At 68.2% G+C, this 21,690-nt stretch carries 22 protein-coding genes; 16 read left to right on the plus strand and 6 right to left on the minus strand.

All coding sequences use genetic code 11. The annotated features are described in order from the left end of the window. Positions 1 to 3: 3 nt before the first annotated feature. Positions 4 to 1,173 (minus strand): thiolase domain-containing protein, encoded by a 1,170-nt coding sequence (locus AC1DEK_RS07530; RefSeq protein ID WP_478124587.1) that lies wholly within the window; start codon positions 1,171 to 1,173, stop codon positions 4 to 6. A gap of 75 nt (positions 1,174 to 1,248) precedes the next feature. Between AC1DEK_RS07530 and AC1DEK_RS07535 the strand changes: the two genes are divergently transcribed. Genes AC1DEK_RS07535 through AC1DEK_RS07550 form a run of 4 tightly spaced genes read left to right on the plus strand, consistent with a single transcriptional unit; the run spans position 1,249 to position 4,461 of the window. Beyond that, positions 1,249 to 2,022, plus strand: a complete 774-nt coding sequence (locus tag AC1DEK_RS07535; protein ID WP_478124588.1) for an SDR family NAD(P)-dependent oxidoreductase — start codon at positions 1,249 to 1,251, stop codon at positions 2,020 to 2,022. A 1-nt stretch (position 2,023) separates the two neighbouring features. Continuing rightward, positions 2,024 to 2,821 carry an enoyl-CoA hydratase/isomerase family protein gene (locus tag AC1DEK_RS07540; protein ID WP_478124589.1) on the plus strand — a complete coding sequence of 266 codons (798 nt, stop codon included), beginning with the start codon at positions 2,024 to 2,026 and terminating at the stop codon, positions 2,819 to 2,821. A gap of 4 nt (positions 2,822 to 2,825) precedes the next feature. Further along, complete coding sequence (locus tag AC1DEK_RS07545; protein WP_478124590.1) at positions 2,826 to 3,698, plus strand: MaoC/PaaZ C-terminal domain-containing protein; 873 nt, start codon at positions 2,826 to 2,828, stop codon at positions 3,696 to 3,698. A 52-nt stretch (positions 3,699 to 3,750) separates the two neighbouring features. Continuing rightward, on the plus strand, positions 3,751 to 4,461 hold the full coding sequence (locus tag AC1DEK_RS07550; protein WP_478124591.1) for a tyrosine-protein phosphatase: 711 nt from the start codon (positions 3,751 to 3,753) through the stop codon (positions 4,459 to 4,461). A 57-nt stretch (positions 4,462 to 4,518) separates the two neighbouring features. Here AC1DEK_RS07550 and AC1DEK_RS07555 read toward each other — a convergent pair whose 3' ends face one another. After that, positions 4,519 to 5,490, minus strand: coding sequence for a Bug family tripartite tricarboxylate transporter substrate binding protein (locus tag AC1DEK_RS07555; RefSeq protein WP_478124592.1), 972 nt, complete (start codon positions 5,488 to 5,490; stop codon positions 4,519 to 4,521). An 82-nt stretch (positions 5,491 to 5,572) separates the two neighbouring features. Between AC1DEK_RS07555 and AC1DEK_RS07560 the strand changes: the two genes are divergently transcribed. The 12 genes from AC1DEK_RS07560 (at position 5,573) to AC1DEK_RS07615 (ending at position 18,336) form a co-directional block, all read left to right on the plus strand. Continuing rightward, complete coding sequence (locus tag AC1DEK_RS07560; RefSeq protein ID WP_478124593.1) at positions 5,573 to 6,631, plus strand: phosphotransferase; 1,059 nt, start codon at positions 5,573 to 5,575, stop codon at positions 6,629 to 6,631. Next, positions 6,628 to 7,623, plus strand: coding sequence for an NADPH:quinone oxidoreductase family protein (locus AC1DEK_RS07565; protein WP_478124594.1), 996 nt, complete (start codon positions 6,628 to 6,630; stop codon positions 7,621 to 7,623). The genes AC1DEK_RS07560 and AC1DEK_RS07565 overlap by 4 nt, the downstream gene beginning before the upstream one ends. A gap of 105 nt (positions 7,624 to 7,728) precedes the next feature. Beyond that, a complete protein-coding gene (locus AC1DEK_RS07570; protein ID WP_478124595.1) occupies positions 7,729 to 8,820 on the plus strand; it encodes an ABC transporter substrate-binding protein in 1,092 nt (363 codons plus the stop codon). A gap of 19 nt (positions 8,821 to 8,839) precedes the next feature. Next, the gene (locus AC1DEK_RS07575; protein ID WP_478124596.1) at positions 8,840 to 9,706 is read left to right on the plus strand and encodes a branched-chain amino acid ABC transporter permease; all 867 of its coding nucleotides are present in this window, start codon (positions 8,840 to 8,842) and stop codon (positions 9,704 to 9,706) included. Beyond that, complete coding sequence (locus AC1DEK_RS07580) at positions 9,703 to 11,499, plus strand: branched-chain amino acid ABC transporter ATP-binding protein/permease (RefSeq protein WP_478124597.1); 1,797 nt, start codon at positions 9,703 to 9,705, stop codon at positions 11,497 to 11,499. Before AC1DEK_RS07575 ends, AC1DEK_RS07580 begins: the two co-directional genes overlap by 4 nt. Beyond that, on the plus strand, positions 11,496 to 12,209 hold the full coding sequence (locus AC1DEK_RS07585; protein ID WP_478124598.1) for an ABC transporter ATP-binding protein: 714 nt from the start codon (positions 11,496 to 11,498) through the stop codon (positions 12,207 to 12,209). The genes AC1DEK_RS07580 and AC1DEK_RS07585 overlap by 4 nt, the downstream gene beginning before the upstream one ends. Before the next feature lie 23 nt (positions 12,210 to 12,232). Beyond that, the gene (locus tag AC1DEK_RS07590) at positions 12,233 to 13,162 is read left to right on the plus strand and encodes an SMP-30/gluconolactonase/LRE family protein (protein WP_478124599.1); all 930 of its coding nucleotides are present in this window, start codon (positions 12,233 to 12,235) and stop codon (positions 13,160 to 13,162) included. Continuing rightward, on the plus strand, positions 13,152 to 14,360 hold the full coding sequence (locus AC1DEK_RS07595) for an acyl-CoA dehydrogenase family protein (RefSeq protein ID WP_478124600.1): 1,209 nt from the start codon (positions 13,152 to 13,154) through the stop codon (positions 14,358 to 14,360). Before AC1DEK_RS07590 ends, AC1DEK_RS07595 begins: the two co-directional genes overlap by 11 nt. 14 nt (positions 14,361 to 14,374) lie before the next feature. After that, entirely contained in the window at positions 14,375 to 15,424 is a 1,050-nt protein-coding gene (locus tag AC1DEK_RS07600; protein WP_478124601.1) for a DUF7064 domain-containing protein, read from the plus strand. Continuing rightward, on the plus strand, positions 15,421 to 16,623 hold the full coding sequence (locus AC1DEK_RS07605) for a CaiB/BaiF CoA transferase family protein (protein ID WP_478124602.1): 1,203 nt from the start codon (positions 15,421 to 15,423) through the stop codon (positions 16,621 to 16,623). Before AC1DEK_RS07600 ends, AC1DEK_RS07605 begins: the two co-directional genes overlap by 4 nt. Next, positions 16,620 to 17,393, plus strand: coding sequence for an enoyl-CoA hydratase-related protein (locus tag AC1DEK_RS07610; protein ID WP_478124603.1), 774 nt, complete (start codon positions 16,620 to 16,622; stop codon positions 17,391 to 17,393). The genes AC1DEK_RS07605 and AC1DEK_RS07610 overlap by 4 nt, the downstream gene beginning before the upstream one ends. A gap of 13 nt (positions 17,394 to 17,406) precedes the next feature. Then, the gene (locus tag AC1DEK_RS07615) at positions 17,407 to 18,336 is read left to right on the plus strand and encodes an SMP-30/gluconolactonase/LRE family protein (protein ID WP_478124604.1); all 930 of its coding nucleotides are present in this window, start codon (positions 17,407 to 17,409) and stop codon (positions 18,334 to 18,336) included. Here AC1DEK_RS07615 and AC1DEK_RS07620 read toward each other — a convergent pair. From AC1DEK_RS07620 to AC1DEK_RS07635, 4 genes are read right to left on the minus strand one after another with little or no spacing between them, the layout of a single operon-like run. Next, a complete protein-coding gene (locus tag AC1DEK_RS07620) occupies positions 18,323 to 19,306 on the minus strand; it encodes a Bug family tripartite tricarboxylate transporter substrate binding protein (protein WP_478124605.1) in 984 nt (327 codons plus the stop codon). The genes AC1DEK_RS07615 and AC1DEK_RS07620 overlap by 14 nt on opposite strands. A 20-nt stretch (positions 19,307 to 19,326) precedes the next feature. Further along, the gene (locus tag AC1DEK_RS07625; protein WP_478124606.1) at positions 19,327 to 19,692 is read right to left on the minus strand and encodes a DUF6285 domain-containing protein; all 366 of its coding nucleotides are present in this window, start codon (positions 19,690 to 19,692) and stop codon (positions 19,327 to 19,329) included. Between the two features lie 12 nt (positions 19,693 to 19,704). Further along, positions 19,705 to 20,715, minus strand: a complete 1,011-nt coding sequence (locus AC1DEK_RS07630) for a phosphotransferase family protein (protein WP_478124607.1) — start codon at positions 20,713 to 20,715, stop codon at positions 19,705 to 19,707. Then, the gene (locus AC1DEK_RS07635) at positions 20,712 to 21,686 is read right to left on the minus strand and encodes an NAD(P)H-dependent flavin oxidoreductase (protein ID WP_478124608.1); all 975 of its coding nucleotides are present in this window, start codon (positions 21,684 to 21,686) and stop codon (positions 20,712 to 20,714) included. The genes AC1DEK_RS07630 and AC1DEK_RS07635 overlap by 4 nt, the downstream gene beginning before the upstream one ends. Positions 21,687 to 21,690 lie beyond the last annotated feature (4 nt).

Raw genomic sequence — 21,690 nt, forward strand, 5'->3', positions numbered from 1 at the left:
CGCTTATTGCCTTTCCATGATCAGGGTTGCGCTGCCGTGGCGCGAGCCGAGCAGGCCACCGGTGCCCTGGGCCAGGGCCAGGGTGCAGTCGGGCACCTGGACCTTCGGGTGCGCTTCTCCGCGCAGCTGGCGCACGGCCTCGATCACCTTCGTGATGCCGCCTCGGTTGGCCGGATGGTTGTTGCACAGGCCGCCGCCATCGGTGTTGAAGGGAAGCTTGCCGACGCCCGAGATCAGATTCCCATCGGCCACGAAACGGCCGCCTTCGCCCTTCTTGCAGAAGCCCAGGTCCTCCAGCTGCATCAGCACCGTGATGGTGAAACTGTCGTAGATCGATGCGTACTGGATGTCGCTCGGACTCACGCCCGCCTCCTTGAACGCGATGGGACCGGAGATCGCCGCGCCGGACCAGGTCAGGTCGACCTGGCCGCCGAGCTGGCCCTTGATGGTCTCGCCTGCGCCGAGCACATTGATCACCGGGCGTTTCAGACGCGCAGCGATCTCGGGCCGCACCACGACCAGCGCGCCACCGCCGTCGCTCACCACGCAGCAGTCCAGCTTGTGCAGCGGGTCGGAGATCAGGGGCGAGGCCAGCACCTCCTCCACGGTCACCGGCTCACGCAGCATCGCATTCGGGTTGTGCTGTGCGTGGGCGGCGGCGGCTACCTTGATCCAGGCGAGCTGTTCGCTGGTGGTGCCGTACTCGTGCATGTGGCGGGCTGCGGCCAGCGCGTACATGTTCACGGTGACGGGGTTGTACGGCATCTCCCAGGGCACGTCCGGCGTGTCGGCCGTGACCAGTCGCGGCGCGACGCCGATCGATCCTTCGCTGCGCGGGCGGCCCGCAAGAGTCACCAGCGCGACATCGCACTTTCCGGTGGCAATGGCCTGCGCTGCGTGCGACACGTGGATCAGGTAGGCCGATCCGCCGGTGTCGGTGCTGTCGACGTGGCGCAGCCGGGTCAGGCCCAGGTAGTCGGCCATGCTGTTGGCACCCAGGCCGGGCGCGTCGCCGGCGCAGAAGTAGCCGTCCACGTCCTGCAGGGTGAGGCCGGCATCGGCCAGCGCGCCGCGGGCACATTCTGCGTGCAACTGTGCCACTGTCTTGTCGGGGGCCTTGCGCGTCGGGTGTTCGTAGGCGCCTGCGATGCAGGCCTTGCGTTTGATGGTCATGTGTTTGCTCCAGTCACTGTTCACAAGTAGGATATCATTGGTTCAACCATCGGACAATCAACAAGGAGCATCAAAGTGGATCCCATCGTCAGCCTGCAAGGGCGCACCATCGTCGTCACCGGCGCCGGCCAGGGCATCGGTAAGGGCATCGTGGAACTGGCCATTGACCTGGGGGCCAACGTGGTAGCCGTCGATCTCAATGGTCAGACGCTGGACGCCGCGGTCTCGCCGCTGCCCCAGGCGCGCGTGCTCGCGGTGCAGGGCAGCGTGGCCGATCCGGCCGTGGCCGACCGCGCCGTGGCCGATGCGGTCGCGAAGTTCGGGGCGGTGCATGGCCTTGTCAACAACGCCGGCATCATCCGCCCGGCCATGATCGACAAGATGACCGACCAGCAATGGCAGGAGGTGATCGACGTGCACCTCACCGGCTCCTTCTACTGGATGCGTGCCGCAGGCCGGCACATGGTCGAGCGGGCCAAGATCGGCGACAAGACCGGCGGCTCGATCGTCAACATCTCGTCCGACGCCGGCCGCAAGGGCTCGATCGGCCAGATCAATTACGCGGCGGCCAAGGCCGGCATGCTGGGCATGACGATGACGGCGGCGCGCGAATGGGGCCGCTACAACATCCGCACCAACTCAATCTGCTTCGGCGTGGTGGAGACACCGATGACGGAAGTGGTGCGCGGCGAGAAGTTCCGCGACCAGATGCTCGCCCAGATTCCGCTGGGCCGCTGGTCCACGCCGGGCGAGGTGGTGAAGAGCGTCTGCTATCTGCTGTCGGATGGCTCGAGCTATATCACGGGCCAGCATCTGGGCGTCAACGGCGGCTTCCACATCAGTCTCTGACATGGCGGGCGACAACGTCCTTCTGGAGCGCGCGGACGGCGTGGCCGTCCTCACGCTGAACCGGCCGTCGGCAAAGAACGCCATCGACATCCCCACCACTGACGCGCTCGTTGCTGCCCTGCGCGCGTTGCGTGTCGACGATGACATCCGCGCGGTCGTGCTGACCGGTGCAGGCGGCGATTTCTGCGCGGGCGGCGACGTCAAGGGCATGGCCGATGGGGGCTCGCGCACCCTCGAGCAGCGCCGCGCGGGCATGGCCCGCTATGCCGAACTGGCGCGCGCGTTGGCGGCGCTGGACAAGCCGCTGATTGCCGCGATCGACGGCGTCGCATTCGGAGCGGGGCTCAGCATGGCGCTCTATGCCGACATCGTGCTGGTGAGCACGCGGGCGCGGTTAGCGATGGTTTTCCATCGCATCGGCCTGGTGCCGGATGTGGGCGCCTGGTACCAGTTGCCACGCGTGGTGGGATTGCAGCGAGCCAAGGACCTGATCTACTCGGCGCGCGAGTTCGGCGCCGAAGAGGCGCTGCGCATGAACCTGGCGCTCGAGGCTCTCGCACCGGAGGCTCTGATGCCGCGTGCAATGCAACTTGCTCGCAGCCTGGCCGACGCGTCCCCTACTGCCTTCAGCCTCTCCAAGCGCGCGCTGGCCGCGACGCTGCAGAGCGATCTGGACACCATTCTGGACATGGAGGCTTCCTCGCAGGCGATCGCCTCGTCCAGCGCGTACTTTCGCGAAGCCATCCGCCGCTTTGCCGCCAAGGAGCCGGCGCAGTTCCGCTGGCTGAACAAGGATTGAACCCATGATCGACTACGAGAAGACCAAGGCCTGGCGCTCCGGCCCTGTACGCCAGAGCTATACCGAGCGCGACACCATCCTCTATGCCTTGGGCGTCGGCTTCGCGGCGGACCCGCTGGCCGTGGAGGAACTCCGTTTCGTCTACGAGAAGGAACTCCAGGCCGTGCCGACCATGGCCGCGGTACTGGCCTCGGCCGGCTTCTGGATGCGTGATCGCAAGGATCTGGGCATTGACTACCTGAAGCTGGTGCACGGCGAGCAGGGCGTGACGATTCATTCGCCGTTGCCCGCCTCCGGCACGCTGATCGGCGAGAGCCGCGTCACCCGCATCGTCGACAAAGGCCAGGGCAAGGGCGCAACGATGCATGTGGAGAAGACCCTCAGCGACGAGGCCAGCGGCCGGCTGGTTGCCACGGTCGAGATGGTGCTCTTCCTGCGTGGCGATGGCGGGTTCTCGAAGAGCGGCCGCGGTGACGAACCCCCGTCCGCTCCGGCCGCAACGCCGGATTCGGCACCTGATCTGACCATTGAACTGCCGACCCGCGCGGATGCGGCGATGCTGTATCGGCTCTCCGGCGACATCAACCCGCTGCACATCGACCCCGCGGTGGCCGCAAAGGCTGGCTTTCCGCGGCCGATCCTGCACGGCCTCGCGACCTATGGGAATGCGTGTCGTGGCATCCTGACCCGGTTCTGCGGGCACGATGCGTCGCGCATGAAGTCGATCCGCGCGCGGTTGACTTCGCCGGTCTATCCCGGCGAAACGCTGGTGCTGGATTGCTGGCGCATGGGCTCGGAGGAGGTCGCCTTCCGTGCGAGCGTGAAGGAGCGCGGCGTGCAGGTGCTTGCCAACGGGCGTGCTGTCCTGGGTGCCTGATGCGGGCCGTCATTGCGGCGCGATGAACATGTCATCGCATGCAGCGCCCGTCGTGGCGAGCGTGCCGAACCTGCGCGACCTGGGCGGCATCGGCACGGCGTCGGGTCATCTGGTCGCGCCGGGGCGGCTCTGGCGTTCGAGCCATTTCGGCGCGATACCCGACGACGATCTGATCGCGCTGCGTGCCATTGGATTCCGCTCGGTGGTTGACCTGCGCGGCACGGACGAGCGGAAGCACACGCCGTCGCGCCTGGTGCAGTCAGGGATCCAGGAGGTGCATCTGCCGATCGAGCCGCGCGCGATGGGCGCGCTGCGCCAACTGCGCGAGGCCGGCCAGGCCGACACTTCCGCGCTGACTGCCATCATGTTCGAGGTCTATCGCCGCTTCGCGCACGAGCACGTGCCTGTCTTCGCCTCGCTCCTGCGGCTGGTTGCCGACGAGGCAACGCCCCTCCCATTGGTGATTCACTGCACCGCGGGTAAGGACCGCACCGGCTGGGCGGCGGCGCTGTTGCTGCTCGCGCTCGGAGTGCCGCGCGAAGCCGTGTTCGATGACTTTATGGCGAGCAACGGACGTTGGCGCATGCACGGCGCCTCGAGCGACTGGGCGCTGCTGGCCGCGGTGCGCGCCGAATACATGCAATGCGCATTCGACGAGATCGACAGTCGCTGGGGCTCGATGAACGCCTATCTGGAAGGCCCCCTCGGTCTTGATCGCCAGGCACGCGAAAGGTTGTGCGCGCGCCTGCTCGTCAACTGCTAAGGACGCAGATACCGCGATCGAACCGCTGCAACCAGAGTCGCAGCGGCTTTTGCTCGGCTAGAGCTTTACGCGCCCCGCGTCCACCAGCTTCTGCGTGAGTGCAAGCTGGTCCTTCATGAAGCGCTGGGTCTGGTCGGCGCTCCATGGCGTCGGCTCGAAGCCCAGCTCCAGCAGCTTGGCGCGCACATCCGGCATCACGAGAATACGGCCCATCTCCGCGGTCAGCTTGGCGACGATGGCCTTGGGCGTCTTCGCTGGCACGAAGGCGGCGGCCCAGCCGGGCATGTCGACTTCCGGATAGCCCAGTTCGGCGAAGGTCGGCACGTCGGGGTACGCGGGAAAGCGCGTAGCGCTGGCGACGGCCAGCGGCTTGATCTTGCCGGGATAGCGATTCACGCCGCCGACCGATACCACCGCCGCATCGATCTGGCCTCCCAGCAAATCCTGCAGTGCAGGCGTCTCGCCCTTGTACGGCACGTGCACGGTGTCGATGCCGGCGGCCATGTTGAACAGTTCGCCGACGAAGTGGCCGCCCGAGCCCTGGCCATAGGAGCCATAAGAGAGTTTGCCGGGGCGCGTCTTGGCGAGCGCCACGTACTGCTTGAGGGTAGAGGCGGGCAAGCTTTCGCGGATGCCGATCGCGATTGGGGTGAGCGCCAGCATGCCCACTGGTTGCAGGTCCTCCATCCGATAGCCCGGCTTCTGCATCAGCACCGTATTGCTGAGGAGTGCGCTGTAGCCGATCAGCACGGTATATCCATCGGCCGGCGCCTGCGACACCGTGGCCGCGGCGATGGCGCCGCTTGCGCCGGACTTGGTTTCGACGATGCAGGGCTGGCCCCAGGCCTCGGTCAGCTTCTGGCCGATGAGTCGCATCATGGTGTCGTGGCCCCCGCCGGCCGGCGTGGGAATCACGAACTTGATCACCTGCGAGGGGAAGGGCTGCGACTGCGCCTGCGCGAGCGGCAGGACGCCCGCACCTAGCGAGCCGAGTGCGGCTGCGAGCGTCTGGCGTCGGGTGAAGTTCATGGCGGTGTCTCCTTGTGTGATGGATGCAGCTGCTATACGATCGTCGTGCGATCATTGGTTCAACCATAGATTAAACGACAAAGTGAACGATTCATCCACCCCTCCAATCACGGCGAATGGGTTCAATGCGGCGCAGGCGAGCGCGCTCGATGCGTTCATCCGGCGCGAAATCACTGGCTTCGACGGCGCGCTGCGGGTGCGGCAGGTCGAAGGCGGACAGTCCAATCCCACCTTCATCGTCGAGGCGGGCGCACGGCGGCTCGTGCTGCGGTGCAAGCCGCCCGGCATGCTGCTTCCTTCGGCCCATGCGGTGGAGCGCGAGTTCCGTGTGCTGCGCGCGCTCGAAAAATCGAACGTGCCGGTGCCGCGTGCACGCGTGCTGTGCGAAGACCCGGCTGTACTGGGCAGCACCTTCTACCTGATGGACTTTGTGGAAGGGCGCATCCTCACCGACCAGACCCTGCCAGGCATGGCTCCCGCCCAACGCCGCGCGCACTACGCCGAGATGGCCGGCGTGATGGCCGCGCTCCATGCGGTGGACTGGCGTGCGCGCGGTCTGGCCGACTTTGGCCGCGAAGGCCGCTATGTCGAGCGTCAGATCGAGCGCTGGACTCGCCAGTACCGCGCGAGCGAGACCGACCACATCGAGGCGATGGAGCGGCTGATCGAATGGTTGCCGGCGCATGTGCCGCCGCAGGAAAGCACGTCGCTCGTGCACGGTGACTTCCGGCTCGACAACCTTGTGTTTCACTCGAGCGAGCCGCGCATCGTCGCCGTGCTCGACTGGGAACTCTCCACGCTGGGAGATCCGCAGGTGGACTTCGCCTACCACTGCCTCGCCTGGCGGCTGCAGCTCGGAACCCATCGCACGCTGGCCGGGCTCGGCGCTTTGCCGGAAGGCATTCCGACCGAAGCGCAGCATGTGGCTGACTACTGCCGCGCAAGCGGCCGCGCCGATACGCACATCGCGCACTGGCACTACCACCTCGCGTTCAACATGTTCCGTCTTGCTGCCATCCAGCAGGGCGTGGCCCGTCGCGCGCTGGACGGCAACGCCGCCAACAGCCGCGCGGCTGCCGTTGCCGCGCGCGTTCAAGCAACTGCCGAAGCCGGCTGGGCGGCGACAAAGGAGACCCGATGACGAGCAACCTGCCTCCATCGATGCGCGCGTGGCGCGTCGAGGAAATCAGCGAGGGTGGCCAGATGCATCTGCGCGACGTCAAGGTGCCCCAGCCCGGCCCCGACCAATACCTGGTGCGGGTCGAGGCCGCCGGCCTTGCGTTCGGCGATACGTTGATCGTGCGCGGCAAGTACCAGATCAAGCCGCCGCTGCCCTTCACGCCCGGTTCCGAGGTGCTGGGCACCATCGTGGCGGGAGAAGGTGGCGAACTGCCGGTGGGCACGCGCGTGGCGAGTTCTTCCAGGCAGGGCGGCTTCGCGCAGTACGCGCTGGTGCCGCGCAGCGAGGCGATCGCGATCCCTCAGGACATCGACCCGGGGGAAGCACTTGCATTGCGCAGCAACTATCCCACCTCGCTGTTTGCGTTGCGCGTGGCGGGGCGCCTGCAAGAAGGCCAGACGCTGCTCGTGCATGCCGCCGCGGGCGGTGTCGGCAGCGCCGCTCTGCAACTCGGCAAGTTGATCGGTGCGCGTGTGATCGCTACCGCGGGCGGGGCGCGGAAGGCGAAAGCCTGTCTCGACGCGGGCGCGGATGCCGCGCTGGACTATGGCGATCCCGGCTGGGTCGATGCCTTCCGCAAGATCGCCCCCGGCGGCGCTGATGTGATCTACGACCCGGTGGGTGGCGAGGTCGGCGCGCAGAGCCTGCGCTGCCTCGCCTTCGGCGCGCGCTACCTCGTCATCGGCTTTGCGGCCGGCACGCTCACACAGCTGCCGGCCAATCGGCTGCTGCTTCACAACGCCAGTGCGGTGGGTGTGCTGTGGGGTGAGGTGCGCAAGCGCGACCTCGCGCTGGCGGCGCAGCTCACGCAAGAGGTCTATGCGTGGCATGCGGAAGGCCGTATCCGCCCCATGCCCGGGCCATCGTTCGCCTTCGACGACGCATGCGCGGCCCTCGCCGCGCTTGAAGGCCGATCCACGGTGGGCAAGGCCTGGCTTCGTGTGCCGCACTAGCAGCCGCTCTCCGTACTTTCCCCGATGCGGTCGCCATTGATCCGATACTTTAATGGTAGAACCATTAAGGAGACAGGCATTATGCGCAGAATTTTTGCTTCCGCCGTGCGCGGCCTCGTTGGCGCGGGCCTTGTCGCCGGTCTGCTCGCGAGCGCGCCCGCGTTCGCGCAGGAGATCAAGATCGGCGTGCTCTATCCGATCAAGACCATGCTCGGCCAGCAGGGCCGTAACGGCGCGGAGATTGCCGCCGAGATGATCAATGCCAATGGCGGCGCGCTGGACGGCCGCCCACTCAAGCTGGTGGTGTACGACGACAACTACCAGCCCGCCGATGCCGTGGCCGCGGCGCGCAAGCTCCTAAGCGAAGACAAGGTGCCGGTGATCGTCGGCGCGATCAACACGGCGGTGTCGCTCGGCGTGACGCAGGTCGCGCAGCAGAGTGGCGCGATATTCCTCGCCGCCGTCACGAAGGCACCGCAGGTCACCGACTACGACCGTGCATTTCGCTTCAATCCGCTGGTGGCCACCGACGGCGAGGTCTTCAACCGGTACCTCAAGGACAAGGTGAAGCCGCAGCGCATGGCGGTGGTGGTGGAGAACGGCGACTACGGCCGCTCGATCATCGCGAGCATGAAGGGCAGCTTCGGCAGCGCGGTCGTGGCCACCGAGCTGTACGACATCCTGAAGCAGACCGACTTCAGCACGATCGCCGCGCGCGTGAAGGCGGCCAACCCCGACGTGGTGTGCATGGCCTTCTCGGCGCCGGAGCAGGGTGGCAGCCTGCTGCGCACGCTGGCCGAGGCGGGCGTCAAAGCGAAACGCTGCATCCTGCCCGGCTCGGTGACGCCCGCGCTACTGCAGGTGGCCGGGCCCGCGGCAGAGGGTGCGTTCACGCTGGACATCTGGGCGCCGACGATGAACACCGAAACCAACCAAAAATTCGTCGCCGCCTACCAGGCCAAGTACAAGGCGATGCCCGGCAAGGTGGACTTCCTCGGCTTCGAGAGCATGTGGATCCTCGGGCAGGCGATCCGCTCGGCCGGCACCGTGACCGACACCGCCAAGCTGGCCGTCACCCTGCGCGAGGGCACCTGGGACTCGCCGCGCGGCAAGGTGCGCTTCCCGGGCAATCAGGCGACCTCCGACAAATGGGTCGTGCTGGAGGTCAAGGACGGAAAGATCGCAACCGGCGATTGATGAAAGCGACGCCGAAGCCATGACTGACGCGCTGCTTCAGCAACTGCTCAACGGACTTTCCATCGGCTTCGGCTATGCGCTGATCGCGCTGGGGCTCACGCTCGCCTTCGGCGTGCTGCACATCATCAACTTCGGCCACGGCGAAGTGGTGATGCTGGGCGCGCTCACGGTGGTGCTGGCGAACAAGCTGCTGGGCCTGCCCTATCTCGCTGCGCTGCCGCTCGCCATGCTGGTGGGCGCCGTCGTCGGCTGGATATTCGATGCGCTCGCGGTGTCGCCGCTGCTGCGGCGTGCGGACGGGCGTACCGACATCCTGCTCACCACTTTCGCGGTCGGCGTGCTGTTCAACCAGGCCGTGCTGTCGGTGTGGGGGCCGGCACCGGCGCGCGTCGACGGACTGCAGGGCCGTATCGAACTGGCGGGCGTGGGACTCAGTGCGCAGCGCCTGTTCGTCATCGTGGCGAGCATCGCTGCGCTGGTGCTGTTGGGCCTGCTCGCGCGCCGCACACGCTTCGGCGTGGAGATGCGCGCGCTCGCGCAGAGCGAGCATGCCGCGCGCGTGGTGGGCATCGATGTCAAGTCGGTCGGCACCCGCGCCTTCCTGCTGGCCGCGGTGGTCGGCGGTCTCGGCGGTGCGCTGCTGGCGCCGATCACCTCCTACTCGCCGATGCTGGGGCAGGCGGTGCTGATCAAGGCCTTCGTGATCGTGGTGCTCGGCGGGCTGGGAAGTGCGGGCGGCGCCGTGCTGTGCGCACTTGCCGTGGGCGTGCTCGAGGCCATGCTGGGGCTCGTGATGGAAGAGGGCTTGGCCGCGGCCACGGTGTATTCGCTGATGCTGGTGGTGCTGCTGGTGCGGCCGCAGGGTCTCGCAGGGGTGGCGCGATGATCCGCACCGTGCGCGACATGCTGATCGGTATCGCCGCGGCGGCGCTGCTGGCGAGCGTGATCCGCTCTCCCTATCTGCTGGACGTCGCCGCCTATGCCGCCGTCCTCGCGATCTTCGTGCTCGGCGTGTCGGTCACCTTTGGCCAGTTGGGCTACGTGAGCTTCGGGCATGCGGCCTTCCTCGGGCTGGGTGCGTACACCGTCGGCATCCTGGTCACGAAACTCGGGTGGAACTACTGGCTTGCGGTGCCGCTGGGCATCCTGCCCGGCCTGCTGCTCGGAGGCTTGGTGGGTATCGTGTCCGCGCGCCTGAGCGGTGCCTACTTCGCCATCGCGACGCTCGTGGTGGCCGAGATCCTCGTGCTGCTGGTGGTCAACTGGGTGGACCTCACGCGCGGTCCCATGGGGCTGATGGTGACGGCACCGCCGCTGCCCTTCGTGCAGGGCGTGGGCTGGAATGCGCAGCAGGGCTACTTGTTCGCGGTGGCGGCGGCGCTCGCCATCGCCTTCGTGGTTTTGCGCAACCTCCGCGACAGCGCAACCGGACGCGGCTGGACTGCGATCCGCGAAGCGCCGGCGCTCGCCGAGTCGCTGGGCATCGCGACCGTGCGCTCGCGCGTGCTGAACGTCGCGCTGTCGGGTGGGCTCGCTGCATTGGCCGGGGCGCTTCTCATTCCGAAGGTGTTCGTGCTTTCGCCCTCGCTGCTCGGCGTGAGCTACTCGGCCACCGGCATCCTGGGCGTGATCCTTGGCGGCAAGGCGACCCTGGTGGGGCCCGTGCTGGGCGGGGCGCTGTTCGCGATCATCCCCGAGGGGCTGCGCTTTCTCGGTGATCTCAACTTCGCGGCCTTCGCACTCATCCTGCTCCTCGCGGTGCGCCTGCTGCCAGGTGGGCTGGTGGGCTGGTTGGTCACTCGGCCCGCTTTCCCGCGATGGCGCGTCGCGCGCGCCGCGCGCGAATTCGATGCATCGCAGCCCGCGCCTCTTGCAGCCCGGCCGCATCGTGAAGGCATGGTGCTCGAAGTCGCGGGCGTGAGTCGTCATTTCAAGGGACTCAAGGCGGTGCAGGATGTGTCGTTCGACGTGCGGGCCGGCGAGATCGTGGGCCTCATCGGGCCCAATGGCGCCGGCAAGACCACGCTCTTGAGCATGCTGTCGGGCTTCCTGCCGGTGAGCGCCGGTGCGATCCGCGTGCGCGGGCGGGACATCGTGGGGCAACCGGCCCATCGTGTCGCGCGGCTGGGCGTGGTGCGCAGCTTCCAGCAGACCGCGCTTTGCGCCGGGCAGACGGTTGCTGCCAACATGGCAATCGCCAGCCACCTGCACCGGCCGGGCGGGTTCTGGGGCTCGCTGTTGCGCGCGCCGCGCTGGCGTGCGCGCGAGCGGCAGCGCACCGCGCATGCGCTGGGCTGCCTGGCCGAAGTCGGCCTGCTGGCGCGCCGAGATGACGTGGCGGGCAGCCTGCCCTACGGCGAACAGAAGCTCCTGGGTGTGGCGATGGCTCTGGCCACGCAGCCTGAACTCCTGCTGCTCGACGAGCCAGCCGCCGGCCTCAACCAGGTCGAGGCGACGCGTCTGGCCCAGGTGCTGCGTGGCCTGCGCGACAAGGGCATGACGCTGATCGTGGTCGACCACAACCTGAAGATGCTGATGTCGTTCGTCGACCGGGTGGTGGTGCTGCACCATGGCGTGAAGATCGCCGACGGCGCGCCGGGCGCGGTGACGCGCATGCCGGATGTGGTGTCGGCCTACCTGGGCAGCACACCCGCGTCGTGCGAGGAGCTGGCTGCATGACGGCACCGCTGCTGCAAGTCGAAGGCCTCGATGTGCGCTATGGCGAGACGCGGGCGCTCGTCGGCGTGAACCTGACGCTCGGTGCACGCGAGGTCGTGGCACTGGTCGGTGCCAATGGCGCGGGCAAGTCGTCGCTGCTCAATGCGCTGCTGGGCTTGGTTCCACACGCTGCCGGCGCGGTCGCGATCACCGGCAAGCGCATCGAGACGCTGCCCACGCGCGAGCGCATCACCGCCGGTCTGGCGCTGTCGCCCGAGGGCCGGCGGGTGTTTCCGGACCTGTCGGTCGAGGAAAACCTGGACCTGGGCGATCTGGGCCGCGATCCGGCTGCGCGGCGAGAACGGCGCGAGAGCTTGTATCGCTGGTTCCCGCGTCTGCGCGAGCGTCGGCTGCAAATGGCGGGCACGCTGTCCGGTGGCGAGCAGCAGATGCTGGCGATCGGCCGCGCGCTGATGGCACAGCCGCGCGTGCTGATGCTGGATGAACCCACGCTGGGGCTCGCGCCGCTGATCGTGCAGGAGATCGCCGCCTTCATCCGCCACATCCGCTCGACCGGCGTCTCGGTGCTGCTGGCCGAGCAGAACGCCGAGATGGCGCTGGCCGCCGCCGATCGCGCCTACGTGCTCCAGAACGGCGAGGTGGTGATGAGCGGCAGCGCCCGCGAACTGGCTGCGCATCCGGATGTGCGCGCCGCATACCTGGGCCTGTAGATGCGCCAAACGAGGAATCGAAGATGAAGATCGTTGCAGAGAACCTGGACTTCCCCGAGGGCCCCGTGGTGCTCGCGGATGGCTCGCTCCTGGTGGTGGAGATCCAGGCGGGGCGCCTGACACGCGTGTTCGCCGACGGCCGCCGAGAAGTGGTGGCGAAGACTGGCGGCGGCCCGAACGGCGCAGCCATCGGCCCGGACGGCGCCTGCTACGTGTGCGACGGCGGCGGCTTCGAATGGCATCGCCATGCGGATGGGACGCAGACGCCTAGCTTGCAGCCATCCGAGTATGCCGGCGGCCGCATCCAGCGCGTGGACCTGCGCACCGGCCGGGTCGAGGTCCTTTACACCCACAGCGACAAGGCGCCGCTCAAGGGCCCCAACGACCTCGTCTTCGGCGCCGACGGCGGCTTCTGGTTCAGCGATCTGGGCAAGCGCCGCCAGCGCGACATGGACCATGGCGCGATCTGCTGGGCGCGGCCCGACGGCAGCGAATGCCGGGAGGTCATCTTTCCCATGAACACGCCCAATGGCGTGGGCCTGTCGCCGGACGGCAAGCGGCTGTACGTGGCGGAGACTGCGCCTGGGCGGCTGTGGGCCTTCGACGTGATCGGCCCTGGGCGCATCGCGCGCGCGCCGGACTCGCTGGCACCGCACGGCGGCACGCTGGTCGCGGGCCTGCCGGGCTACCAGCTCTTCGACTCGCTGGCGATGGAGGAGGACGGTCGCATCTGCGTGGCCACGCTCTTCAACGGCGGCATCACCGTCATCGCGCCCGATGGCAGCGCGGTCGAGCATGTGCCGCTGCCGGACCGCTTCACCACCAACCTCTGCTTCGGCGGGGGCGACATGAAGACCGCGTACGTCACGCTGTCCTCCACCGGCCGGCTTGCCGCCCTCGACTGGCCGCGTCCCGGACTGCGGCCCCACTTCTTCACACGCGATGGACTTTGAACACAGCCCCCGTACCGTCGAGCTGCGCGAGCGGCTTTCCGCCTTCATGGATGCGCACGTCTACCCGGCCGAGCGCATCGTGCACGAGCAGTCGCAGGCGCAGCCCTCGGGGCATGCCCAGGTGCCGCCCGTCATCGAGGAACTGAAAGCCAAAGCGAAGTCGCAGGGCCTGTGGAACCTGTTCCTGCCGGACAGCGAGCATGGCGCCGGCCTGAACAACCAGGACTACGCACCGCTGGCCGAACTGATGGGGCGCTCCCCGATCGGGCCCGAAGTGTTCAACTGTTCGGCGCCGGACAGCGGCAACATGGAGATCCTGGCGCGCTACGGCACCGAGGCACAGAAGGCGCGCTGGCTCGTGCCACTGCTGCAGGGCCGCATCCGTTCCTGCTTCTCGATGACTGAGCCCGCGGTCGCGTCCTCCGACGCCACCAATATCGAGGCCGAGATCCGGCGCGACGGCGATCACTACGTGGTCAACGGCCGCAAGTGGTGGACCTCCGGCATCACCGACCCGCGCTGCGAGCTCATCATCTTCATGGGCAAGACGAATGCGGCGAGCGAGGACAAGCATCGCCAGCAATCCATGCTGCTGATTCCGCGCGAGACGCCGGGCGTGCGCATCGTGCGCAACCTGCAGGTCTTCGGTTGGGACGATGCGCCGCACGGCCACTCCGAAGTGGTGTACGACAACGTGCGCGTGCCGCTGGAGAACATCCTTCTGGGCGAAGACCGCGGCTTCGAGATCGCGCAGGGCCGGCTCGGCCCCGGGCGCATCCACCACTGCATGCGCCTGGTGGGCCGCGCCGAGCGTTGCCTGGAGTTGATGTGCGCGCGCTCGAAGGAGCGCGTCGCTTTCGGTCGGCCAATCGCGAACCAGACCGTGACCATGGAACGCATCGCACAGGCGCGCGTGCTGATCGACCAGACCCGCCTGCTGACCCTGCATGCCGCCTGGAAGATGGACACGGTGAGCATCAAGGGCGCACGCAAGGAGATCGCGATGATCAAGGTCGCGGCGCCTTCCATGGCCTGCCAGGTGATCGACTGGGCCATCCAGGCCCATGGCGCGGCAGGCCTGTCGCAGGACTTCATCCTCGCGCGCTCCTATGCGCAGGCGCGCGGCCTGCGCATTGCCGACGGCCCCGACGAAGTGCATCGCAACCAGATCGCCCGCCTCGAGCTGGCGAACCATTGAAAGGATTCCCCGTCATGTACATGCCGCCCGACACCCGACTCAAGCTGGACCCACGCGACGAATACACCCACCCGCCCGAGCCGGTGGGCAATTACAACGAGAGCATGTATTTCAATGCCTTCGATTCCGGGAGCCGCATCGGCGCATGGGTTCGCGTCGGCAACCGGCCCAACGAGGGCCATGCGGAGATGACCTGCTGCGTGTACCTGCCTGACGGCCGCGTGGGCTTCATGTTCGGCCGCCCCGCCATCACCGGCAATGAGCGGATGGCCGCGGCCGGTATGGCGTTCGAGGTGATCGAGCCTTTCAAGCGGCATGGCGTGCGCTACGAGGGTGACTTGCTTTTGATGGACGATCCGCTGGCCATGATGGACCCGAGCGCGGCCTTCAAGCGCTACCCGAAGCGGCCGGCCTCGATCGCGCTGGACTTCGAGGGCGTGTCGCCGATGCATGGTGGCGAGATCGTCGACCTGCAGGGCCGGCCCATCGAACTCGATCCCGAGCACGCGGTGTATCGCGGGCATACCGAGCAGAACATGGCGGTCAACGGACACATCACCGTGGATGGCGTGAAGCATGATCTCGTGGGCGGGACCGGCTATCGCGACAAGTCCTGGGGGCCTCGGCACTGGCACAGCTTCTTTTGGTACAAGTGGCTGCCCGTCACCTTCTCGCGTGACTTCGGGATCCTGCTGTCGATCAAGGGACGCCCGGAGGGGGGCCCCAACCGCGTCAGTGGCAATGTGCTTCGCGATGGCGTGCACGAGCCGGTGATCGACGGCCGCATCGAGACCGAGTACGACGCGGAGTGGATTCCGCAGGGGCTCACTGCGTGGGTGACGACCGAGCGCCAGACCTATGTGATGAAGGGGCGCATCCTGACCACCGTGCCGCTGCGGCACCGGCGCGTGGGGGCCAACGACTTCAAGACCTACACGCGGATCACGGAAAGCATGACGGAGTTCACCTGCGAAGGGCGGACCGTGCTGGGGATGACGGAGTACTGCGACCTGATGAACGACGGCGTGCCGATCTCGGAGCGGCCGGCGGGCACCGCGCAATGAGCGTGTTCAACGGCCTCCGGGTCCTCGACGTCGCCAGCTACATCGCCGGGCCGGGGGCGGCGACGATCCTCGCGGACTTCGGCGCTGACGTGATCAAGATCGAGGTGCCCGAAGGCGATGGCTTTCGCAAGACGGTCCTCAATCCCAACCTTGCTTATTCCGATCACAACTATCTCTGGATGCAGGGCGCACGTAGCCGGAGAGGCATCGCGCTGGATCTCAAGAAATCGGAGGGCCAGGCGGTTCTGCACCGCCTCGTGTGCGAGGCTGATGTGCTGATCACCAACTACCCGCTGCCGGTGCGCGCCCGTCTGGGTCTTGCCTGGGAGACGATGCGCCAACTCAATCCGCGCCTGGTGTATGCATCGCTCACGGGCTACGGGGAAACCGGCCCCGAGTCCGGCAAGCCCGGCTTCGACGCCACCACCTACTGGGCGCGCAGCGGGCTGGCCGACCTGACCCGTCCCGACCCTGAAGGCCCGCCCGCCAACCCCGCCAACGGCCTGGGCGATCAGCCCACCGCGGTCACGCTGTTCGCGGCCATCGTTACCGGCCTGTACGCCCGCGAGCGCACGGGCAGGGGCGGCATGGTGAGCACTTCGCTGCTGGCGAATGGGGCCTGGGCCAACGCGATGGCGATCCAGGGCATGCTGGTCGGTGGACGGTTGGTGTACCGACAGCCGCGCAGCCAGCCGCGCAACGCGCTCACCAACTTCTATCGCTGCCGCGACGGGCGTTGGTTCATCCTCAGCCTCGTCACGGAGGAACGCGACTGGGAGGCCTTCTTGCGCGCGATCGAGCGCCCCGCGCTCGCGCAGGATCCGCGCTTCGCCGCAATGCCAGCGCGACGCGAGAACGCACCGGCGCTCGCTGCGCTGCTGGACGAGGTCTTGGGGGAGCGGGACAGCGCCGACTGGACGGACCGCTTCGGCGCCGAAGGCCTCACGGTCGGCGCGGTCGCGCGCAGCGCAGATGTGCTGGACGACGAGCAGATGCGCCTGTGCGGCGCGCTGGTGCCGGGCCAAGGCATCCCGGGCACCGGCCTGACGGTCAGCAGCCCCTTCCAGGTGGCAGGCGCGGACAAGACCTTTCCGCGCCATGCGCCCCGTATCGGCGAACACACCGATGAGGTGCTGCGCGAAGCCGGCTACGCGGAGGAAGAGATCGCTCGCCTGCGCGCGGGTGGAGCTGTGAAATGAGCGTCGTGCTGCGCGAGGACCAGGACGGCCTCGCGATCGTCACGATCAACCGGCCTCAGGCGCGCAACGCGATCAATGCGGAGGCCGCGCTGGCGCTTGCCGGAATCGTTGCCGCGGTCGAACGCGATCCGGCCGTGCACGTCGCGATCCTGACCGGCGCCGGTGAAATAGCCTTCTGTGCTGGCGCCGATCTCAAGGAACTCGCGAGCGGTTCCGCGCCCGGCGGGCGCTCCACGTCCGAAGGCGGCTTCGCTGGCTTCGTGCATGCCCCGCGCGAGAAGCTGTGGATTGCGGCAGTGAACGGCGCGGCGGTTGCCGGCGGCTTCGAGCTCGTGTTGGCCTGCGACTTCGCTATCGCGTCGTCCAACGCACTGTTCGCCCTGCCCGAGGTGAAGCGCGGCCTCGCCGCCACCGCAGGCGGTGTGTGGCGGCTGCCGCGCAGCATCCCTCGCGGCGCGGCACTGGAGATGATCGCCACCGGCGAATCGATCGATGCCGCTGAGGCGCTGCGTCTCGGCCTGGTCAACCGTGTGGTCGCGCCCGAACGCCTGCTGCCCGAAGCGATGCATGTCGCGGCGCTGGCGGCGGCCAATGCGCCGCTGGCCCTGCGCGCCAGCCTGGCGCTCGCGCGTCGCGCCCTCGACCTGCACGATGAAGTGCTGCGTGCCGAGGCCGATGCGGCAGGGCGCCGCGTCATGGCGAGCGCCGATGCGCGCGAAGGCCCGCGTGCATTCGCCGAGCACCGACCACCGCGCTGGACCGGCGCATGAAGGAGCAAAGAGGATGGATGAAGACCTGAAGATCCTGGCCAGCGGCCTGCAATTTCCCGAGGGGCCGGTGGCACTCGAGGATGGCTCTGTCCTGTTCGTGGAAATCGCGGCCGGTCGCCTGAGCCGCCTTCGACCCGACGGCCGCGTGGAGACCGTGGCCACGCCCGGCGGCGGCCCCAATGGCGCGGCGATCGGGCCGGACGGCGCCTGCTATGTCTGCAACAACGGCGGCATGCAGTGGCACACCGATCCGAGCGGTGGTCGCTATCCGCACGGCCGTGCCGTCGACTACGACGGCGGGCGCATCGAGCGCATCGACCTCGCGAGCGGCCGGGTCGAGCGCCTGTACGAACGCACAGGTAGCGGACCGCTGCAAAGCCCCAACGACATCGTGTTCGACTCGCACGGCGGTTTCTGGTTTACCGATCTCGGGTCCATGGGCCACGATGCGCTCCATCGCGGCCGAATCTGCTATGCCCGGGCCGATGGCTCATCGATCCGCGAGGTGGTGTTCCCCATGCTCACGCCCAACGGCATCGGCCTGTCGCCGGACGGCCGGTGGCTGTACGTGGCCGAGACCGTCACCGCGCGTGTGTGGCGCTTCGCGATCAGCGGGCCGGGCGAACTGGCGCTGCATGGCTGGCCGGCGCTGACGCCGGGGGACATGCTGTTCGCCTCGCCCGTCTACTGCATGTTCGATTCGCTCGCGGTGGAGGCGGGCGGCAACGTCTGCGTCGCGACCATCGGCGCGCCGGGTATCGCGGGCATCACGGTGATCGACCCGACGGGCGCGCTGGTCGAGCGGGTGCCGATGCCCGACCGCTCGACGACCAACATCTGCTTCGGCGGCAACGACGGGCGCGACGCGTACATCACGCTGTCGCGCTCGGGGCGGCTCGCTGCCACGCGTTGGCCTCGCGAGGGTCTTCTCACTCCATCGTGATGCCGGTGGCCTTGATGGCGTCGGTCCAGCGCGTGGTCTCTTCCTGCACGAAGCGCCGGGCCGCGTCGGGGTTGCCGCCCTCAGGCTGGAAGCCGTAGGCGAAGATGCGCGCCGATACGTCGGGCGTCTGCACGATCCGCGTGATCTCGGACGACAGGCGCTCGACGATGGGTTTGGGCGTGCCCGAAGGCATGGCCATCACCGACCAGCCCGACAGGCTCACCGCGGGATAGCCCAGCTCGCTGAAGGTAGGCACGTCCGGAAAGTCCTTCAGCCGGTTGGGCAGCGCGACGGCCAGCAGCTTCATGCGTCCCGCCTGGGCCTGAGCGGCCAGGGTGCCGGCCGCGCCGATCACGACGGCGATCTGGCCGCCCAGCGCAGCCTGCACCGCGGGCGCCTCGCCCTTGAAGGGGACATGGACCATGCTGATGCCGGCTTGCTGCGCGAACATGCTGCCGAGGATGTTGGCCGAACTGCCCGGGCCGCTGGTGCCGTAGTCCACGCCTTCCTTGCGGTTGCGCGCCCACGCGATGAACTCGCGCAGGTTGCTGGCGGGCACATGCTTGGCCACGGCGAAGCTGTTGGGCAGCATCGCCACCAGCGACACCGGCGTCAGTTCCTGAAGCGTGTAGCCTGGTAACTTCACCATCAGGCTGGTGAGCACCAGGCTGCTGAGCGACAGCACCATCGTGTAGCCGTCCGCCGGCGCCTTCGCGACCACGCCATAGGCAATGGCCCCGTTGGCGCCGGCACGGTTGTCCACCACCACCGGCTGCCCGAGGGAAGCCGCGAGGCGCTCTGCGATCAGGCGCGCGGTGCCGTCCAGCGCGCCACCCGGCGGCGTGGGGATGACGATGCGCAGCGGCTTGTCGGGCCAGCGGGCCGCGTCCTGCGCGGCGGCGGTGCCGGTGAATGCGAGCGAGGCGGCGGCAAGGGCGCAAAGGGCCTGACGTCGGGTGCCGTGTTGCATGCTGTGTCTCCGTGGGTTCTTCAGGCGCGCTCGCCGGTCCAGGCGGGGTTGTCGATGGCCAGCGCCTCGCGCAGGCTTTCGCGGAGGTGCCGTACCAGTGCCTCATCGTCGAGATCTACGGAGGCGGCTTCGATACGCCGCGCCAACTCCATGCGCAGCGCCGCCAGGTCCTCCGATCCCGTGTCGAGCAGCGCCTGCAGTCGCGCGTGCTCGGCAGCGTCGGCCGCATCGCCCAGCGCGAGTTCGCGCGTCAAGAGGCGCAGCACGTTGACGATGACGCGTGTGCGAAAGCGCGGGAAGCCGGCCAGTGCCGGCAGCACGTCGCGCTCCAGATCGTCGGCGGCGGCCTGCAGCAGTGTCGCGGCGGGTGGAACGAAGGCGGGCATGGGTCGTTCTCCTCAATCCTTGGCAGTGGCGAGCGTCATGAAGTCCCACAGCGGCTCTTCCAGCCGGCGTCCGATGGCGGCGAGCTCGCTGCTCGCCGGGCCTCCATCCATGCCGCGCGCGAGGCCGCGCCGCACGCACGAGATGGCCCACTTGAGGTTGGACATCGCTTCCCAGAACCGCACGCGCTGCGGATCGACCGACCTGCCCGAAGCGCGCTCGTAGGCCGTGTACAGGTCCTCGCGCGACCCGAAGCCGCCCACCTCGCCCTTTCCGCCGAAGCGCCAACTGCGCATGCAGAGCACGCCCAGGTCGTGCATCGGATCACCGATCCGCGCGATCTCCCAGTCCAGCACGCAGCGCACGCCTTCGCCCGGGTCGACGATCAGGTTGCCGGTGCGGAAGTCGGCGTGCACCACGCAGGCCATGTCGTCCGGCGGGAGACGTTCGCCGACCCAGCGCAGCGCATACGAAAGCGCGGGATGCGCGAAGGCATGCTCCTTGAGCAGACCTCCGTAGATCGCGAGCTCGTCGGCGGGGCTGAGTCGCGAGAGGAAGGGGAGTCTGCCCGTGGGCATGCGGTGGATGCCCGCGAGGATCTCGCCGCACTGTACCGCGAGGCGCGGGCGCACCGCATCGAAAGCGGCATCGGCTACGACGCGCTTGCCGAGCGCTTCGCCGTCGATGCGCTCGGTGATGTAGCCGCCGCCCAGTCCATCCGCGGGTGCGAGCACATGCACCACGCGTGGTGCCGCGACGTCCGTTTCGCGCGCGACGATCATCAACGCAGCGTCTTCTTCGCCCGTGAGCTTCGGCGGTCGGCGCGCGGAGGCTTCCGCATCGGGCGCGCGCGGCGGGGTCTGCTGCAGGATCAGCGGATGGCGGCCCTCGTCATCGACCCAGTCGAAGGACCAGGTCGTCTTGGTCGCGCCGCCGGTGAGCCGAGCCAGTGCCTGCACCTCGCCATGGCGGCCGTTGCGCGCGAGCAGTGCCGCCAACGCGTCGCGCGTCTGCTCGGCATTCATGCGCCCGCCAGCGCCGCTGCGGCCGAGAGCCGCGCGCGGCACTGCGCGACCATGCGTTCGATCAGCTCGCCGCAGGAGGGAATGTCGTCGATCAACCCGGCCACCATGCCCGCCCAGATCACGCCGTTCGTGATGTCGCCGCTCTCCAGCGCTGCCCGCCCGCGCTGCCCGTTGACCAGCGGTCGAATTACATCGAAGGCTGCGCCACCGGGCCGATGCTCGAGCTCGAGCACTTCCTCGGACACCGGATTGAGCAGCACGCGCGAGCTGTTGCGCAGGGTGCGCATGATCAGTCGCGTCTGGTTCTCGCGCGCATCGATCAGGGCCTGTTTCACGTTGTCGTGCACCGGCGCTTCGTGTGTGGCGACGAAGCGCGTGCCCATGTTCACGCCTTCGGCGCCGAGCGACAGGGCCGCCGCCATGCCGCGCCCGTCCGCGATGCCGCCGGAGGCGATCACCGGAACGCTGAGCGCCGATACCGCGGCCGGAATCAGCACGAGGCCGGGTACGTCCTCCTCGCCCGGATGGCCCGCGCATTCGAAGCCATCGATGCTCACGATGTGCACCCCGCGCTTCTCCGCGGCCAGCGCATGGCGCACGGAAGTGCACTTGTGCACGATCACGATGCCTGCATCCCTCAGCCGCTCGAACACGGCCGCCGGCACATTGCCGGCCGTCTCCACGATGCGAATGCCGTGCGTCACGATGACGTCGAAGATTTGCTCGTAGGGCGGCGGGTTCACTGTCGGCAGCATGGTGACGTTCACGCCGAAAGGCTTGTCAGTCATCGCGCGGCAACGCTCGATCTCGCGGCCCAGATCCTCGGGCGTGGACTGGGTGAGCGCGCCCAGCGTGCCAAGTCCGCCCGCGTTGGAGACGGCCGCGGCCAGCTCGGCGCGGCCGACCCACTGCATGCCGCCCTGGATGATCGGGTAGCGGATGCCCAGCAGTTCAGTGATGCGGTTCTTCATGGTC

It is taken from the genome of Variovorax sp. 10N420 (assembly GCF_056394705.1).